At 41.3% G+C, this 18,301-nt stretch carries 12 protein-coding genes and 1 pseudogene; 7 read left to right on the plus strand and 6 right to left on the minus strand.

Annotated elements, in window-relative coordinates; all coding sequences use genetic code 11:
* The first annotated feature begins 31 nt into the window (after positions 1-31).
* Positions 32-1,039 carry a hypothetical protein gene (locus B1202_RS07465; protein WP_078189943.1) on the plus strand — a complete coding sequence of 336 codons (1,008 nt, stop codon included), beginning with the start codon at positions 32-34 and terminating at the stop codon, positions 1,037-1,039.
* A gap of 38 nt (positions 1,040-1,077) precedes the next feature.
* On the opposite strand, the gene B1202_RS07470 is transcribed toward B1202_RS07465, so the two are convergent.
* The 4 genes from B1202_RS07470 to nfuA all read right to left on the minus strand — a co-directional run bounded on the left by B1202_RS07470 (position 1,078) and on the right by nfuA (position 7,716).
* A complete protein-coding gene (locus B1202_RS07470) occupies positions 1,078-3,273 on the minus strand; it encodes a TonB-dependent siderophore receptor (protein WP_078189944.1) in 2,196 nt (731 codons plus the stop codon).
* Positions 3,274-3,449: 176 nt separating this feature from the next.
* Entirely contained in the window at positions 3,450-4,733 is a 1,284-nt protein-coding gene (locus tag B1202_RS07475; protein ID WP_078189945.1) for a class I SAM-dependent methyltransferase, read from the minus strand.
* Between the two features lie 79 nt (positions 4,734-4,812).
* Positions 4,813-6,846, minus strand: a complete 2,034-nt coding sequence (locus B1202_RS07480) for a TonB-dependent receptor plug domain-containing protein (RefSeq protein ID WP_078189946.1) — start codon at positions 6,844-6,846, stop codon at positions 4,813-4,815.
* Positions 6,847-7,077: 231 nt separating this feature from the next.
* The gene (gene nfuA / locus B1202_RS07485) at positions 7,078-7,716 is read right to left on the minus strand and encodes a Fe-S biogenesis protein NfuA (RefSeq protein ID WP_078189947.1); all 639 of its coding nucleotides are present in this window, start codon (positions 7,714-7,716) and stop codon (positions 7,078-7,080) included.
* A gap of 158 nt (positions 7,717-7,874) precedes the next feature.
* Between nfuA and B1202_RS07490 the strand changes: the two genes are divergently transcribed.
* The 3 genes from B1202_RS07490 to B1202_RS07500 all read left to right on the plus strand — a co-directional run bounded on the left by B1202_RS07490 (position 7,875) and on the right by B1202_RS07500 (position 10,687).
* Positions 7,875-8,492: a rhomboid family intramembrane serine protease gene (locus tag B1202_RS07490; RefSeq protein ID WP_078189948.1), complete on the plus strand. Its 618-nt coding sequence runs from the start codon at positions 7,875-7,877 to the stop codon at positions 8,490-8,492.
* A gap of 245 nt (positions 8,493-8,737) precedes the next feature.
* On the plus strand, positions 8,738-8,917 hold the full coding sequence (locus B1202_RS07495; RefSeq protein ID WP_078189949.1) for a hypothetical protein: 180 nt from the start codon (positions 8,738-8,740) through the stop codon (positions 8,915-8,917).
* Positions 8,918-9,136: 219 nt separating this feature from the next.
* On the plus strand, positions 9,137-10,687 hold the full coding sequence (locus tag B1202_RS07500) for a hypothetical protein (protein WP_078189950.1): 1,551 nt from the start codon (positions 9,137-9,139) through the stop codon (positions 10,685-10,687).
* A 164-nt stretch (positions 10,688-10,851) separates the two neighbouring features.
* On the opposite strand, the gene B1202_RS07505 is transcribed toward B1202_RS07500, so the two are convergent.
* The gene (locus B1202_RS07505; protein ID WP_078189951.1) at positions 10,852-12,471 is read right to left on the minus strand and encodes an inorganic phosphate transporter; all 1,620 of its coding nucleotides are present in this window, start codon (positions 12,469-12,471) and stop codon (positions 10,852-10,854) included.
* A gap of 479 nt (positions 12,472-12,950) precedes the next feature.
* Between B1202_RS07505 and metH the strand changes: the two genes are divergently transcribed.
* The 3 genes from metH (at position 12,951) to B1202_RS07520 (ending at position 17,618) form a co-directional block, all read left to right on the plus strand.
* Positions 12,951-16,643 carry a methionine synthase gene (metH, locus tag B1202_RS07510; RefSeq protein WP_078189952.1) on the plus strand — a complete coding sequence of 1,231 codons (3,693 nt, stop codon included), beginning with the start codon at positions 12,951-12,953 and terminating at the stop codon, positions 16,641-16,643.
* An 83-nt stretch (positions 16,644-16,726) separates the two neighbouring features.
* Positions 16,727-17,083, plus strand: a complete 357-nt coding sequence (locus B1202_RS07515) for a lysozyme inhibitor LprI family protein (protein WP_078189953.1) — start codon at positions 16,727-16,729, stop codon at positions 17,081-17,083.
* A 211-nt stretch (positions 17,084-17,294) separates the two neighbouring features.
* Positions 17,295-17,618 (plus strand): hypothetical protein, encoded by a 324-nt coding sequence (locus tag B1202_RS07520; RefSeq protein ID WP_143221588.1) that lies wholly within the window; start codon positions 17,295-17,297, stop codon positions 17,616-17,618.
* Between the two features lie 435 nt (positions 17,619-18,053).
* On the opposite strand, the pseudogene B1202_RS07525 reads toward B1202_RS07520, so the two are convergent.
* Positions 18,054-18,242: pseudogene (locus B1202_RS07525) on the minus strand (endonuclease domain-containing protein); the annotation flags it as partial.
* Positions 18,243-18,301: the final 59 nt, after the last annotated feature.

Genomic DNA, 18,301 nt, shown 5'->3' on the forward strand with positions numbered 1-18,301 from the left:
AGATCCCCATCACTGGGACTTCAGGGAAAGTATGCAGAAAAACCCGATGATTGAGCAGTTGATTGACGCTCAACTGAACTTTTTAGATCAGAGCTTTTCACACAATGATACCGTAGCCACTGAATTCACCCATTTTTATCAATGGTTTCGTAAACAATCTTTGCAGCAGATTTGGAGTTTTGATCAAATCAATGCCTTGTTGCAAAAGCAAATATTAAATACCGCTGCAAGTCAATTTCTGATTGAGCAAATTGCTGAACATATCAAATTTGCACTGATTCACCCTGCAAATGACAGCACCACAATTGCCGAAATTATCCCAGTATTGACCATCGATAAAATTGCACAGTATGTAGCGAGTAAACAGGGACATCGTCAGCGTTTAATTCATACCATGGTCAACAATCCTGCATTTTCAGCCATGATCAGTCAGTTGATTCAACATGCGATACAAGATTATTTAGACAACTCAGTGATTGCAAAATCGGTACCCGGTGTTTCACGATTTATGAAAATGGGGAAATCGGTACTGGAAAATGTCACAGATACCAATTTAGATAATGCTGTCAGCAAATACTTGCAAAAGAATATTTTAAAGCTCAGTCAAATGAGTGAAACCGTGTTAAATCAGCACTTTGATGATCATAAGCTATACCATTTTCAAGCCAATTTGTGGCATAAAATTAAAGCGCTGCCAGTTTCGGTATTAAAGAACTATGTTGAAGTTCAGGACTTGCCGCTAACGGTTGCGATGGGTCATGAAATTTGGGACTTTATGCGACAGTCTGAGTATATGAAACAGCAAGTGCATGATGGCGTATACGCTTGGTACGTGCGCAATGCAGAACGCCCTTTTGATTTATTGCTGCGTGATTTAAATATTGATGAAGCACTGATTCAGCATGAACTTCAAAACTTACTCAATCCTATCGTTCAACAAATGATTGAGTCAGGATATATACGTGAGCGTTCCCGTCTGTATTTAGAACAGTTTTACTACTCAAGTGAAGTACTGAAAATTTTAAATATCCAAGCATAAAAAAAAGCCGCGTTAAGCGGCTTTTCTTTTGGAAATACTTAGAATTGGTATTTCAAACTTGCATAGTAAGCACGACCCGGCTCGTTATATGTTTGGTTGACGGTTTTATCACGCAGTTTTTGCTCATCAAATAGGTTATTCACACCGATACGAGCACTCAAATCCGCATTAAATTTATAACCAAAGTTAATGCCTGCAATGCCATAACTTTTCACGCTATCCATCGCCAAGCCATCTTTGCTTTCAAGACTGGTTTCTGCATATTGACGTGGTTTTTGACGTCCATATTGGGTATAGACAAAGTTACTGTCTAATCGATCCGTGATGTTGTAGTTCAAAATAGAGTTTATGGTGTAATTTGGAATCACTGACAGTGGATTGCCAGTACGTTTATCTTCAGAGTTGATCATATAGGTGACGTTATTGGTCCACGTGATATCCCCCCAATCCAAAGAAATACTTCCTTCAACACCTTCCACCAAGGCTTCTGGCGTATTCATCCAACGCAGTACATTATATGTTGTTCCATTTACTTCTAGTTCTTCTAGACGTGTATCCCCTGCAACGATCTTATTTTTATAATCATTACGGAACCATGCAAAGCTTGCATTCACGATGTCTTTTTCGAACTGTACACCTAATTCTTTATTCACTGAAGTTTCAGGTTTGAGATCACCATTACCTTGTAATAGACATTGGCTCAGCCCAATTGGACAGCCATTACCACGAGTACTTAACAGATAACCTTCCGCATTTTGGTACATATTGGGTGCTTTATACGCCTTAGCCACACCACCTTTTAGTGTCCAATAGTCGCCAAGCTTTTGCGTAATATTGAGACTTGGACTCCAGCTATCACCCGATTTACTATGATTATCATAGCGCAGTGCCAAAACAACATCGGTGTTTTGGCCCAAGTTCATATTGTTTTCAATATAAGCTGACGCAATCCGTGAATCCATGTGTGAACGGTCACCTGAAGTCAGCACATCACCAAAACCGCCTGCGCCAGCTTGTGTATTAACCGTATCGGTAAAGTCATCTTCGACCCATTCAGCGCCTAAAGTTAATACTTGTGGAACATACCATTGGAACGGCAGATTGGCTTCTGCATTAAAACGAATGGTTTCTAGATGTGACGTTTGTTTATTTTCAAGATTATTAATCTGCCCTTCTGTACTACCACCAGTCCCTTCAGGTAGGCGCTTATTTTTGGTTTTGTCATATTGCGCAATGAGTTTACTATCACCCCAACCCCATGTGCCTTCATGGGTTAATGCAAAACTATCACGATAAATGGTATTGGTTTCTTCACCGATTAAAGCAGATAGAATAGGCGCTTTGTTTGGATCGGCTGGATCAAATACACTGTTTTGACTGTCGCCTGCAAAACGGTTGCCTTGACGGCCAACACTTGCGTCAAACATCAAGACTTGTTGATCATTCAACTGCCAAGCCAAGCGCCCTGCGATATCTTTATTTTCAACGCCTTCTCGACCCGCCATACGCGCGCCATTGTCCATTAAGGCATTAATATCCGCAGCATCTGAATCGGTTTTGTTATAACTACCGTATAAACGATATGAAAGGACATCTTTGAGAATTGGCCCGCTTAAGTTAAAGCTTTCACGGTGACTTGCACCCTCTTTAGCGTCTTCAGGCTGATTGGTAAAAACTTCCACAGAGCCATGCACTTCATTGGTCACTTTCTTGGTTTTAATATTGACCACACCACCCATCGCACCTGAACCATAACGCGCTGCTGCTGGACCACGCAGCACTTCAATCGACTCAATAGCATCTGCAGGTACCCAGTTCGAATCGCCACGAGTATCACGCTCACCGCGCCAGCCATAACGTACTGAGTTTCTCGAATTTACAGGCTTGCCATCAATTAGGATCAACGTGTTTTCAGGCCCCATGCCACGGATATCAATCTGACGGTTATTACCACGTTGCCCGGTGGCGCTGTTACCAGTCAAATTCACACCCGGCATACGGCGCACATACTCTGAAATATCATTCACAACCGGCATTTTTTCTAAATCTTCTGCCGTAATTTTTGAAGCACCTAATGATTGTTTAACCTGTTCTGCTGCGGTAACAACAATGGTTTCCATCTTCGTTACGGATTCGTCTGTTGCTTCAGTTTGCACATTTTCTGCATGCGACAAACTTACCAATGCACAGAGTATTGAAAGTGTAAGCGTTGATTTTAATAGTTGTTTGGTCATTGAGTGCTTCCAAATGAACGTATTTATGGAGAAATCTTGAATATTGTGTTGCACATTGTAAACACAAGAAATAATATTGCAAGTAATTCTAATAATCATTCTCATTTAGTTGCTAAAAATGACCTCTCCTGCTGACTCAACCTTTAAAGATTTAGCGTATGGACAACATCAATGAATTATTCAACGGCTGTCCCATATTTAGCGATGCATCTCCAAGCCAATTGTTGCTGCTGCATCCAAGCATTCATCGGTTGTTCAAAACGTGCCTGAGTTTCTGGATTGAGAGGATGGATATAGCCTGCCCAGACCAAAATTAATAAGATATCGCGTAGTTGCAAGGGTTGAATATTTAACTTAAGGCTTTGGGCCATTTCGAGCAGACTCAAATCCTGTTTTTCTAACAGTTTTAAAATGTACTCACAAATCGGAAGAATATCGTGTACTCGCCCTATTTTTGGATTATTGCTCAAACTTTTATGCACAGGTGCGTGTGGCATGACACCAAATTTGATTTGTGATAACGCCTTTTCAAATTCGGTTGCACTGAGTTTTTTTCGATTTTTAATATAAATATCCTGCCGTTGCAGACTATTTAATGCAATATCACGTGCCGTTTCTTGTAGCGTCACTAGAGGAAGGGATTGTATGAGTTTTTGAACTTCGGGTTTCAAACTCACGGCATCTATATGTTCTGCAATATTGGCACCCGTGATAAAGGATAAGTGCTGTTTGCCAAATGCACGAATCATGTCAGCCGAATGCTGCGGCTGCCAATGTTCAGATAAAAAGTCATGTGCAATATAGTTCGGTTTGTCTTGCGCTAAATTTGCCAAAGTTTGATTCAAACTCGGAATTTGAGTAAATATCCCGACTTGTTGCTGTCCTAGCTTTTGGACAAAAGACAAACTTTGAACCGCTTTCTCTGCCGAATTGCCTTTTAAGTTCTTTGACATTTCAGACATGAGTTTTTGTACTGAACTCAATTCCGCAGCGCCCGGATAGCTCATATAACTACAATAAACTAGTCCATTGGGCTTCAAAAATTTATCAATAATCCTCAATAACGTTTTTTGATTTTCATCCGAAATCCAAGACCATACGCCATGCGTCACGATAAAATCGAAAGGCTCTAAATCTTGTTGTTCAAGCTGCTCAAAACTCGCATGAATAAATTCAAGATTTTGAATATTTGTGCTTTGAATCCCCTCTTTGGCAACCAAGAGTTGCTGTGCATTAAAATCAACTCCAACGAAATGTCCCATTGGATTCGCGGCAGCAGTTAAATTTAAATGAATGCCCATGGCGCAGCCGAGTTCTAAGTAACGATATGGCTTTTGAAGATCTGGGGCTTGATTACCTTTAAGTTGGGCAAGACTACTTAACCAAACTGGCATGGCTTGTCGATGCACAAAAGTCGGATATGGGACATCCACAACATAACCTTCGTTCAAAATGCTCATAGTGTTCCTAATTCACTTTTTATAAATAGCAAAACAGCCCATTTAAAATGAGCTGTTTGTTCGGATTAAATCACATTAATTAAAAGCGAGTTGTAAACCCAGCATAATAAACGGCTGGATTACTTGTACCATAATCACTGCCTGTATCTACTTTCACGCCAGCAACGTTTTGTACACCGCCACGGAAAGTAAAGTGATCATTCACCACGTAGTTAAAACCGACATCCCCTGTTGTATAAGGTTTTGCAAAGGTTGGCGTATCATCACCAATTTCAATATTTTGACGACCTAAATATTGAACTTTCGCATGTAAATTCAACTTATCGGTCACATCCCAAAGCAAGGTACCATTTAAGGTAATTTCAGGAGTTTCTAATAATGATTCACCTGTGACTTTGTTCTTCGATTCCAACATGTATGTCGCATTACCATTGAAACTTACTGTAGTGGTAAATGGAAGCTTGAAGGTCATCTCGATACCGCTGGTACGTGCTTCTTCTACATTACGCTGTGTGGTGTACCATGTGCCGTTTGGTGCAATACCCAATTGACGGTTTTGAATTAAATCTTGAATATCACTTAAGAAATAAGTCACATCTAAACCATAACCATCTTCAGCATAACCAAAACCAATTTCATAGTTAGTACTGGTTTCTGGCTCTAAGTCTGGATTACCGAGCATTTGGCAACCACCACCCGGATAGCCAATAGAAATCAGAGAAGAACAGCCCATCCCCATTGAACCTGTACTAGAAGTACCTGATCTTTCACGTAAGTTTGGCGCACGGAAGCTACGTGATACACCACCCTTTACCGTCCAAGCTTCTGTCGGATGATAAACCAAGTATCCACGCGGTGAAAAATTCAGGTCAAATGTTTCGTAGTTATCTAAACGACCACCCAAAGTTAAAATCAGGTTGTCTTGTAAATGGATCTGATCTTCAGCAAAAACCGACCATGAATAAGTATCTGGCTCAAGGTCATTATTCACCAATTCATTGCCATCGACATCTAAGCCCAAGTTACCAATATTCGATGAGTTCGACACTTGTTCATATTTGTACTGCGCGCCAACGGTTAAGTCGTTACGTTTACCAAAGACTTGACGCTCTTGAGTCGCTTTTAAATCCAGTACCGTTTCTGTGGCTTTGGTTTCAACTTTTTCGTCGTCCACAAAACTTTGGTCGTTGTTTTGAATTTCATTATAGTAAAGGTCAATATTGGTATTTAGACCATTCGCGAAATGTCCTTCATGACCAATGCCAAAACCATAACGCTCCATTTCATAACCAAACTGTTCACCCGCAGTTTCGATAGTCTCAGACTTATCATTCCCCCAAGATGCATCTAGGTTTAAGGTTTGTGCATCTGAAAGCATCCACGTCAAACGACCATTTACCGTATCTGCAACTGAACCCGATGTACCACCATCTGCATCACTATCTGCCGCACGGTCAGTACGGTTGACCCCGAGGCGGAAACCAAAATGATCGTTGATTGGACCTGAAACGGTCGCACCGTATTGTTCTGTTTCACCACGAGAGCTTGAATCAGGTTTGCTATAGTTAACCGTTGCACTACCAGTTAATTTATTCGGGATTTTTTTGGTAATAATATTAATTACCCCACCCACTGCTTCAGAACCATAAAGCGTAGACATCGAACCACGAATCACTTCAATTCGTTCAATCATGTCCGGTGTAATCCAGTTTAAATCCTGATCAACTTTATCTGGACGGTGACCCAATAATGACTGGTTACCAATACGTTTACCATCAACCAAAATTAAGGTGTATTTATCAGGCATACCGCGGAAAGTAATTTTTGAACCCGCACCTGCATTCGAATAACCACCGGTAACACCCGGTAAATCACTCAATACATCTGCCAAACTGTTGAAAGGTTGGCGTTGAATATCCTCTTTCGTCACAACACTAATTGAAGCCGGCGCATCTTTTACATTTACTTGTGAACCACTTGCTGAAACAACAATAGTTTCCATTTTAACTGCAGATTCATCGGCTGTTTCTGCTGCTTCATTTGCATGGCTGAGGCTTACCATTGCGCTAAGAACTGAAAGTGTAAGTGTTGAACGGAGGAGATGCTTGGTCATTTGGTTGTTCCCAAAGTGGCTAAGTTATGGAGAAATCTAGAATAATGTGTTGCACATTGTAACTATCACGAACAATATTGCAACTAATTTTAATAATCATTCTCATTAATATTTATGATATAGCTTATCATCTCACTGTAAAAACTTCAGAAATCATTTAAAAATCTTCGTTTAATTGGATTCAGAAAATAAAAAGCCGCAACATTGCGGCTTTTTATAACAATACTGAACTTATTTGAAATAAGCACCTTCAGTATTACTGTGATCCGTTTGGTCAACAACGCGCATTAATTCAGGTACATGCTGCTTCAATGTTGTTTCAACACCTTGTTTCAAGGTTAAATCGATTGAAGAACAACCTTGGCAACCACCACCGAATTTAAGCACTGCAGTTAAACCATGCTCTGCATCTTCAACCACTTCTACCAATGCACAGTTACCACCATGACCTGCAAGGCCAGGGTTAATTTCTGACTGTAGAACATAAGTGATACGCTCTTCTACAGAGGCATCTGGACCCACACGTGGCACTTTTGAGTTTGGCGCACGGAAAGTTAACTGACCACCAAAACGGTCTTTATTATAGTCAATCACCGCATCCAAAAGATATGGAATAGACGGTGTGTCAATAAATGCAGGGAAATCTGGATAGTCTTGTTTATAGTCTGTAGGCACAACTTCTTCTGGTGCACTGTAAGCCATACAACATTCAGCACGTGGCGTACCCGGATTTTCCACAAAAACACGTACACCAATGCCCGGTGTATTTTGTTTATCCAAAAGATCTTTCAAATACTCTTGGGCATTTGGTGTGATCAATAGGTTTGGAATTTCTTCAGCAACTGCTGTGCTGTTGTTCTCAGTCGACATTACAATATTTCCTCAAGCTGAAGTCGCTATTTTAACTTAAGATGCGGGGCATTAGAAAAAAATCAACTAAAATTGTCGGAATTATTCTGAAAGTTCACGCTTTAAGCCGTTTTAATGGCATTATTGAGCATAAATTTTAACAAGTAGAATAGTCATATATGTTGGGTCTACCCTTTAACCACACCGTGACCATTATCCTAATTACGGTGGTGATTTCACTGATTGCATTTTCTAATCAGAAAGTGATGAATCGTTTGTTATTTTGGCCGCCAGCCCTCAGTCGTGGCGAGTATGACCGATTTATTAGCCATGGCTTTATTCATGCAGATGGCGCGCACCTATTGTTCAACATGATTACCTTGTTTTTCTTTGGTAGCGTGATTGAAAGTTTTTATCGCCAATATTTCTTCGACATGGGCTTTGTGCTGTTTTACTTGGGCGGTTTGATCGCGGCGATTATTCCGAGTTATTTAAAACATAAGCATGATACCCATTGGGCAAGTTTAGGCGCTTCTGGGGCGGTGTCTGCAGTGCTCTTTGCATATATCTTGTTTGAACCGTGGAAACTGATTTTTGTATTCTTTATTCCTGTTCCGGCGATTATTTTTGCCGTGCTATATGTGGCTTACAGTATCTGGTCAGGTAAACGTGGCAACAGCAACATTAACCACAGCGCACACCTTTGGGGCGCAGCGTATGGTGTAATCATGACGATTATTCTTGAACCGAAGCTCATTCCACATTTCTTAAGTCAGTTATTAAACGTTACTTTCTAAAGGATAAGTCTAAAAATCAGCTGGATTTAACCTGAAAATGACAGCCTAAACCGTTTCAGTTTAGGCTTTTTTATTGTGCTTCGTTAAACCGAAATGTCCTTTAATTTTTTCTTTAGCCAATTTCCCACATCTACAACACTGCACTTTAAATATCGAGCTATACAATTTCACAGCAGATTGAAACGCTATCCACCCTTGCCCTGATTTAAACTGAAATAACACAGAATAAAAAAGGGAAATTTCCAATGAAAATAGTCCTGTTGTTCTCAAGTTTGCTGCTGACCTGCGTGTTGAGTGCTTGTGCCGTTCACACTCGTGAAGGCAGTATCGTGGTCGACCCAGATCGTAATCACTATCCTTATAATTATCCAGATCGACATGGCGACTTTTGCCCGCCCGGACAGGCTAAAAAAGGCCGTTGTTAATTTGCCGTTGCTGATTTCATACCCTCTTCTTTTAAGCCTTCAAACCGAAGGCTTTTTCAATTCCGACTATAAAAATTGACGCTGTATATTCTACGAAAGTTCACAAAAGCACATGACAAATCATATAAATCTGGCACTTTATGCCACCCTATTTTTTAATTTGGCATAGATAATGTATACATCTGTATATTAATGACAAAATTAGCTGAGATATTTTGCATGTCGAGTTCAACTGAAGGTCTTCAATTTCCCATTTCGGCTTCAAACCAAAAGCCGAGTACATCTAAAACCGGTCGTGAAATTATCGCTGAAGCCTTAGCTGCAGTTGACCATCAGTCTTCTGTACGTGCAAAACAAGAAAAAAACTGGCGTAAAAAATATCCTGAATATTTTAAAGCCTTGGTTGAACAAGGGATTCAATCATCTGAAGCTGCGATCAACATTGCTGAGCAAGGTTTAAATAAAGCGCATCACGTCTTTGAGTTTTATCGTGATCAAGAAAAGCATACGCTCAAAGATGCCGTGGCTTTAACTGCACATCCGCTGCATACCGTGAAATTAAAAGGTGAAAGTGACGCAGCGCCTGAGTGGTATGTGCCCTATCATGGCCAAAAGCTGCAAGGTGAGGCTTTACTGGCTCAGATTCAAAAATGGCAAGATGCTGGCATTATTGAAGCAAGTCATGCCGACGCATTACGTGAAGCCATTGCCCACCCAGAATGGTTCGATTTGTCAGATCGGACTATGGTGCTTTTTGGTGCTGCTTCCGAAGCTGGCCCACTGACGTGGTTAGCAAAATGGAAAGCCAATATTGTGGCAATCGACCTCAATAATGAACGTGTTTGGGATCGAATCTTAAGCACAGTTCAGGCCGGTAATGCCACTTTATATGCACCGAGTCTGGACGCTGTGCATGAAGACACGCCCATTCAAGAACTAAAACACAAATTGGGCGCCAATTTACTGACACACATTCCTGAAATTGCACAGTGGCTTGCACAAAGTGAACATCAACTTGATCTGGCTGCAATTGCCTATTTAGATGGTGAAAAGCATGTTCGTGTTGCAATGGCAATGGACAGCATCATGACCTATGTCAGTCAACAAAAAGCCGACACCAGCTTGATGTTTATGTGTACTCCGACCGATGTCTATGCCGTTCCAGAAGAAATTGTTACGGCAGCGCAAGCCAAATTCCAAAACCGTGCGTCTGCACAAAAGCTGTTGACACAAAGTATTGCCAAAGTCACAGGTCAGCATTTCTTTAAGCAAAATAATGAGCAAACCACCACAGCGGACAATGGAAAATCCTATGGTATCGCTGACTGTTTGGTGGTGGAACAAGGCCCAAACTACGCACTCGCAAAACGTATCCAACAATGGCGTGCAACTGTCGCACGTCAAAATGGTCAGCGGGTTAGTATCAATATTGCGCCATCCACCACGACTCGCTCAGTGACGAAGAATCCATTATTAAAAGCCGCATTTAATGGTGCGAGTTTATTTGATGTGGAATCCTTTCAACCTGAAACCACCAATGCACTCATGGCGGCTTTATGGATTCACGACTTGAGAAATCCACAATCGGTTGCTAACCCTGAAACAGCGCTGGATCATCCTTTAGAACTCATGATGCATGGTGCCAACCATGGTGGCTTATGGCGTGTGGCTTATTTGGCGCGTACCGCCTTACCTTTTGCAGCGCTGTATGGTTTTGCTGAAGAAAAACTGCCCGTGAAAAAAGTATTGGGGCTGTTCAAGAAAGCGTAATTGCCATTGGGTTAAATCATTACCGAACTTTTCAACGCTTCAACTTGCTACTTTGACTGTTCCAATTCAGCTCAGTCACCCCCATTCAAATCGGTGATGTCTGAGATAAAGATATAAAAAAACGCTGCCGAAGCAGCGTTTTTTATATCTGGAATTTGAGTTGCTTAGAACACTTTCAAGAATAACCAGTATAAGCAACCTGATAGACAGATCGTTGCAGGTAAAGTGAAGACCCAAGCCGATAGAATGGTTTTCACTGTTGCAAAGTTCAGACCCGATTTATTCGCGACCATGGTACCTGCAACCGCAGAGTTAAGTACGTGTGTAGTCGATACTGGCATACCAAAACCATCTGCAGCAGCAATCGTTGACATAGCAACTAGCTCGGCAGACATACCCTGACCATAAGTCATGTGGTTTTTACCAATACGCTCACCGACAGTCACGACAATACGTTTCCAGCCCACCATGGTGCCAAGACCCAGTGCCAATGCAACAGCGACTTTTACCCATGTTGGAATGTACTGTAAGAACGAATCTAAGTGACTACGATATTCTTTCACAGTCTTTTGTTCAGCTTCTGCCATTGCTGGTAGTTGTTCAGCTTTATCTAGACGTTTAAAAGCAGTGGTACTGAGGTACATATCATTACGAATCGAAGATACTTCTTGTTCAGGAATATCTTTTAAGTCGCCATACTGTGCAACACGCTCACCTAAATGATCCGTCAAACTTGCCAAAGCTGGCACAACTTCTGGGCTGACTTCTTTGGTTTGAATGTATTTGGTGAGTACATCGCGTGCTTGAGCATCAGGGATATCATTATGCTCTGCGTAGATCGCAGTCGCAGTTTGAGCAGATAACTGATGGAAAGATTGAATATGTTGATTATCTAAGTTCTTATTCAATGAATAAGCCAATGGCACACATCCGATCAAAATCAGCATGATCAGACCCATACCTTTTTGACCATCGTTTGAACCGTGCGCAAAACTAACACCTGTACAGGTAAAGATCAAAATTGCACGAATCAGTGGTGGTGGTGGCTTATTGCCTTCTGGTGGCTGAAACAATTCAAGCTGTTTGCGGAAAATACGCTTCACCAACAAGAAAACGAGAGCTGCAAATGCAAAACCAATCAGTGGCGAGAACAATAACGCCTTACCGACTTTAAGCACCTGCTCCATATCTACACCGCTCGCACCACCGCCTGCATTTAACAGGTAGTTCATGATGCCAACGCCAAGAATAGAACCAATCAAAGTATGCGAACTAGACGCTGGGATGCCCAAGAACCAAGTCCCTAAATTCCACAAAATCGCTGCGATCAGCATAGCGAAAACCATGGCAAAACCTGCACCTGAACCGACATTCATAATCAATTCAACAGGTAATAAGGCAATAATGCCGTAAGCGACTGCACCACTGGCAACCATTACGCCTAGGAAGTTACAGAAACCCGCCCACATTACCGCAACCGGTGCTGACAAGGCGTTGGTATAAATCACTGTTGCTACTGCATTTGCAGTGTCATGGAAACCATTTACAAATTCAAAGCCAAGTGCGATGAATAAGGCTGTGCCCAATAAAATCATTGAATAAAGACTTAAAGGTGGAACATGCGCTAAATCGGCAGTCACCTGAAAACCAATATAAATCAACGTTGAAATAATCACCGTTAAAAATACCGGCATAAAGAATTTCGGTGTAGGCACATGAACATTCGTAGACTTTTGAGTAGTCGACGTGTGCGCTGAATCTACGGGAGTTTGTTTAGAATTCATGCAGGCAGGAATAGAGGATTTTAAAATCCCCATATTGTTCAATTTAATTATGACAATTATATGACAAAGCGGTGTCATATAAAGCAATTTTTCATGCTTTATTTGTTTTTTTTAAGCGTTAAAAACCGACTTCTACGCTCTACTTTCATAAAGTAAATCAGTTGTTTAAGCTTCATATTTAAACTTTAATTTCTTTGAAACCCAATGTTTCAACTTATATTTCATCTGTCATCTTTTTTTGTCATATTGCATAGCCCTACTGGTTGTTTTTCAAGCTTGCCTGAGCAATATGACAAATTCATGAAGCTTTCCATACATTTATATGAAATTGGTATATGAAATTAACAAGTTGCAATATTGCTCATTAATTCAACAAGCTAATAATTGCGCGCTGTGAAGATGATTGAATATCAATAAAACTGCAATGAATTCTGTTAATATATTTGCCGATTTTATATTCCATCGGATTGGGGTTATTTATGTCCACGCTTGCCACCCTAAAAGAGCTGCTCGCTCAACGGATTCTGATTATCGACGGTGCAATGGGCACCATGATTCAGCGTCATAAACTCGAAGAAGCTGACTACCGTGGTGAGCGTTTTGCAGATTGGGCATCTGACCTCAAAGGCAATAATGACCTATTGGTGTTGACGCAGCCGCAAATCATTCAAGGCATTCATGAAGCCTACCTCGATGCTGGCGCAGACATTATTGAAACCAACAGCTTTAACGGCACAAAAGTTTCAATGTCTGACTACCACATGGAAGATTTGGTATCAGAGATCAACCGTGAAGCAGCGCGTATTGCCAAAGCCGCTTGTGAAAAATATTCAACACCAGACAAACCGCGTTTTGTTGCAGGTGTGCTTGGGCCGACTTCACGCACTTGCTCGATCTCGCCAAATGTAAATGACCCAGCATTTCGTAACATCACTTTTGATGAGTTAAAAGAAAACTATATTCAAGCTGCGCATGCCCTGATTGAAGGCGGTGCGGACATTCTGCTGATTGAAACAGTATTCGACACACTGAACTGTAAAGCTGCCATTTTTGCAGTCAAAGAAGTGTTTAATCAGCTTGGCTATGAATTACCATTGATGATTTCAGGCACGATTACCGATGCCTCTGGCCGTACATTGACAGGTCAAACCGCTGAAGCGTTCTGGAACTCTGTGCGTCATGGCGACTTATTGTCGATTGGCTTTAACTGTGCCCTTGGTGCAGATGCCATGCGTCCGCATGTAAAAACTATTTCAGACGTCGCAGATACTTTTGTTTCGGCGCATCCAAATGCAGGCTTGCCAAATGCTTTCGGCGGTTATGATGAAACCCCTGAACAAACTGCAGCTTTTATTAAAGAATTTGCAGAAAGCGGCCTGATTAACATCACGGGCGGTTGCTGCGGTACAACGCCGGATCATATCCGTGCCATTGCCAATGCCGTAAAAGACATTGCGCCGCGCCAAGTTCCTGAAACCAAACCCGCTTGCCGTCTAAGCGGTTTAGAGCCGTTCAACATTACAGAAGATTCGCTGTTTGTGAATGTCGGTGAACGTACCAACGTGACAGGTTCTAAAAAGTTCCTGCGTTTAATCCGTGAAGAAAATTTTGCCGAAGCTTTAGATGTTGCACAGCAGCAAGTTGAAGCTGGCGCACAGATTATCGACATCAACATGGATGAAGGCATGTTGGATTCAGAAGGCGCAATGGTGCACTTCCTGAATCTAGTCGCATCTGAACCTGAAATTTCACGTGTGCCAATCATGATTGACTCATCAAAATGGGACATCATTGAAGCAGGTTTGAAATGCGTACAAGGTAAAGCGGTTGTTAACTCGATCTCCCTCAAAGAAGGCTATGACGAGTTTGTGCATAAAGCGCGTTTGTGCCGTCAGTATGGCGCTGCCGTGATCGTGATGGCCTTTGATGAAAATGGTCAGGCCGACACTGCTGCACGTAAAAAAGAAATCTGTAAACGTTCTTATGATGTATTGGTCAATGAAGTGGGCTTCCCTGCTGAAGACATCATTTTTGACCCGAACGTGTTTGCAGTGGCTACAGGGATTGAAGAACACAATAACTATGCTGTTGACTTTATTGAAGCGACAGGCTGGATTAAACAAAACTTACCACACGCGATGATTTCAGGCGGTGTGTCTAACGTATCGTTCTCATTCCGCGGTAACGAACCAGTCCGTGAAGCGATTCACTCAGTGTTCTTGTACCATGCCATTAAGCAAGGCATGACCATGGGTATCGTCAACGCTGGTCAAATGGCGATTTATGATGATATTGACGCTGAACTGAAAGCTGCGGTTGAAGATGTGATCTTGAACCAAAACCAAGGTGAAAGTCAGCATGACGCAACTGAAAAGCTGCTTGAAGTTGCTGAGAAATACCGCGGTCAGGGCGCTGCGCAAAAACAAGTTGAAAACTTAGAATGGCGTGAACTTCCAGTTGAAAAACGTCTTGAGCATGCTTTGGTGAAAGGCATCACAACGTTCATTGATGAAGATACTGAAGAAGCGCGCTTAAAATCAGCTCGCCCTTTAGATGTGATTGAAGGTCCGCTGATGGACGGCATGAACGTGGTGGGTGACTTGTTTGGTTCGGGCAAAATGTTCCTGCCACAAGTGGTGAAATCTGCACGTGTGATGAAGCAAGCTGTGGCTTGGTTGAATCCGTTCATTGAAGCTGAAAAATCTGGCGGTCAGTCTAAGGGTAAAGTCCTGATGGCGACTGTGAAGGGCGACGTGCATGACATCGGTAAAAATATCGTTGGTGTAGTGCTGGGCTGTAACGGCTATGACATTATCGACCTTGGCGTAATGGTGCCTTGCGAGAAAATTCTGCAAACTGCCATTGATGAGAAAATTGACATCATCGGCCTGTCTGGTCTGATTACTCCGTCTTTGGATGAAATGGTCTTTGTTGCTAAAGAAATGCAGCGTAAAGGCTTTAATGTTCCGCTGATGATTGGCGGTGCAACCACTTCTAAAGCGCATACTGCGGTGAAAATTGACCCGCAATATTCTAATGATGCTGTGATTTATGTAGCCGATGCTTCACGTGCGGTAGGTGTAGCAACGACACTTCTTTCTAAAGAAATGAAACCTAAGTTTGTTGCAGAAACTCGTGCTGAATATGAAAAAGTGCGTGAACGTATTGCCAACAAACAGCCGAAAGCCGCTAAGCTGACGTATGCTGAATCTGTTGAAAATGGTTTGAAAATTGACTTTGCAGCCAATGCGCCTGTGAAGCCAAACTTTATTGGTACGCAAACACTGACCAATTACTCATTGGAAACTTTGGTTGAATACTTCGACTGGACACCGTTCTTTATTTCTTGGAGCTTGGCGGGTAAATTCCCTGCAATTCTGACTGATGAAGTAGTAGGTGAAGCAGCAACTGACTTGTATGAACAAGCGCAGACCATGCTGAAAGATATTATTGACAACAAACGTTTTGATGCACGTGCGGTCTTTGGTATTTATCCTGCTGCCCGTTCCGGTGCGGACACGGTTCAAGTGTTTGATGAAACTGCGAAAACAGTAACCCATACTTTTGAGCATATCCGTCAGCAGTCTGACAAAGTAACGGGTAAACCAAACTTGTCATTGGCGGACTTTATTGCGCCTGCCGAAGCGAATGTTGATGACTACTTGGGCGGTTTCACTGTATCTATCTTTGGTGCAGAAGAAATGGCAAATGAGTACAAAGCCAAAGGCGATGACTACTCTGCAATTCTTGCGCAATCTTTAGGTGACCGTTTTGCGGAAGCTTTTGCGGAACATTTGCATGAGCGCATTCGTAAAGAGTTCTGGGGCAACCAAGCATCTGAAACGTTAAGCAATGAAGAATTGATTAAAGAGAAGTATGTCGGCATCCGTCCGGCACCGGGCTACCCTGCGTGCCCTGAGCATTCTGAAAAAGCGCCACTGTTTGACTGGTTAGGTTCTACTGACAAGATTGGTACACAGTTGACGACGAGCTTTGCAATGTGGCCACCTTCATCTGTCAGCGGTTTCTATTATGCTAACCCTGAAAGCCAATACTTTAACGTGGGTAAAATCGCAGGCGATCAGCTTGAGGATTATGCGAAGCGTAAGGGCTGGACGTTGGATGAAGCGAAGCGTTGGTTAGCGCCTAATTTGGATGATTCGGTTCAATAATTAGTTTGAAAAAATCCCCTCGAATGAGGGGATTTTTTATTTATAATCAAAAATCTTAAAAACACATAAACGAATTTTATAAAATGAAAAAAATATTCTTACTTTTAGTTTTACCTTTTATTTCATCTTTTGCTTTTGCAGAGTGTAAGACAAGTAATGTTTATGATGAAATTGCCTGTTATGAAAAAGAATTAAAATCTAATAAAACCAAGCTCAACCAAACTTATCAAAAGCTCTATAACACTATGGATGGTGAAGGTCAGAAAATTTTAGAAACCTCTCAAAAGAATTGGTTGTTATATAAAAATAGTCATTGTGATGAACTCGTATCTTATCTATCTAGTAGTGTACAAGGTGCGGGATCTAAGCTAATCAATCTATCATGTAATGCCGATCTTATTGATCAGAGAATCAAACAATTAAATCAGATAGAAAAATAGACACCCCCCTACCTTTAGCCTTTAAAAATAAATGAACTTTTTTAATTTTGTGAATAGTTGGTAGCTCGAAATGATAATGGAAATAAGCTTTGGTATTGTTTGTTTAGTCGGATCCATTTTTGTATGGAAATACACACATTCACTAATCTGGATTATCATTTTTATGTCATGCTTTGCACACATCGGCTCACTTATTATTGATCATTTTCGCATGCAAAAAATTAATGATGCCATGCAATCAAAACATAAAGTCAAAATATGCGGCACATATACAGGTCATTCAACAATTCTGCGAGGAAGTCATCGCAATTCATGGCAACAAATTATTTTTCATTTCAAAATGTTAGATGATAAAAATCTTAGTTTCCCTGAATCAGATCAAATTTCTATGACTGGAAACCATTTTGAATATTTGGAAAATCCACCTCAATCAGTTTGTTTAACCTACGCAGAAAATTATTCAGATAGATTTGGTTATTATATTTTGACTGATATCCATTTCAACAAAAAAATAATCACACCTAGAAAACAATAGACATGTCATAAAGACTAAGAATCTCCCTAAAATGAGATGTATTGGGAATCCTTTATAGGTAATTTCAAACATTGCTGAAATACCACTCTGTAGTGGTCAACAAATATTGGACACTGTTTAATATCTTTAGCCCCTCGAAGCAATTCATCTCATTCCATAGGGAGAGGGAGCTTTCAGTACGAATTAGATATCCGCATAAATTTAATAATGGATATTCCCTCTCCTGAGCAAATTTTAAAGCACTGCTTTAAAATGAAGCGCAAGTGAGGGTTAGGGAGAGGTCAATCAAATAAAGTCTGTTTTAAACATTTAAGAAAGTTCCATTGATATTCTACTTTTTTTAATATCTTAATCCCTCCTAGCCTCCCTTTAAAAAGGGAGGGACTGTCACGTAATTCAATTGCTTCGCGAAAGTCCCCTTTGAAAAAGGGGGATTTAGGGGGATTCTTTATCACAGCAATGATAAATCGCTTCCACTACTCCATCAATCTCATTCATCACCAGCCCATTATCAAATCTCAGCACCTTTAACCCAAGATGAGCCAAAGCTTCATCCCTCACCCGATCCGCTTCTAACCCTTCATCTGTATAGTGCTGACTACCATCGCACTCTATGACCAAATTTATAACCCTCACCCCAACCCTCTCCCATAGGGAGAGGGAGCTATCATTACAAATCTAAT

The sequence above is a fragment of the Acinetobacter amyesii genome, assembly GCF_002018365.1.
GTDB lineage: Bacteria > Pseudomonadota > Gammaproteobacteria > Pseudomonadales > Moraxellaceae > Acinetobacter > Acinetobacter amyesii.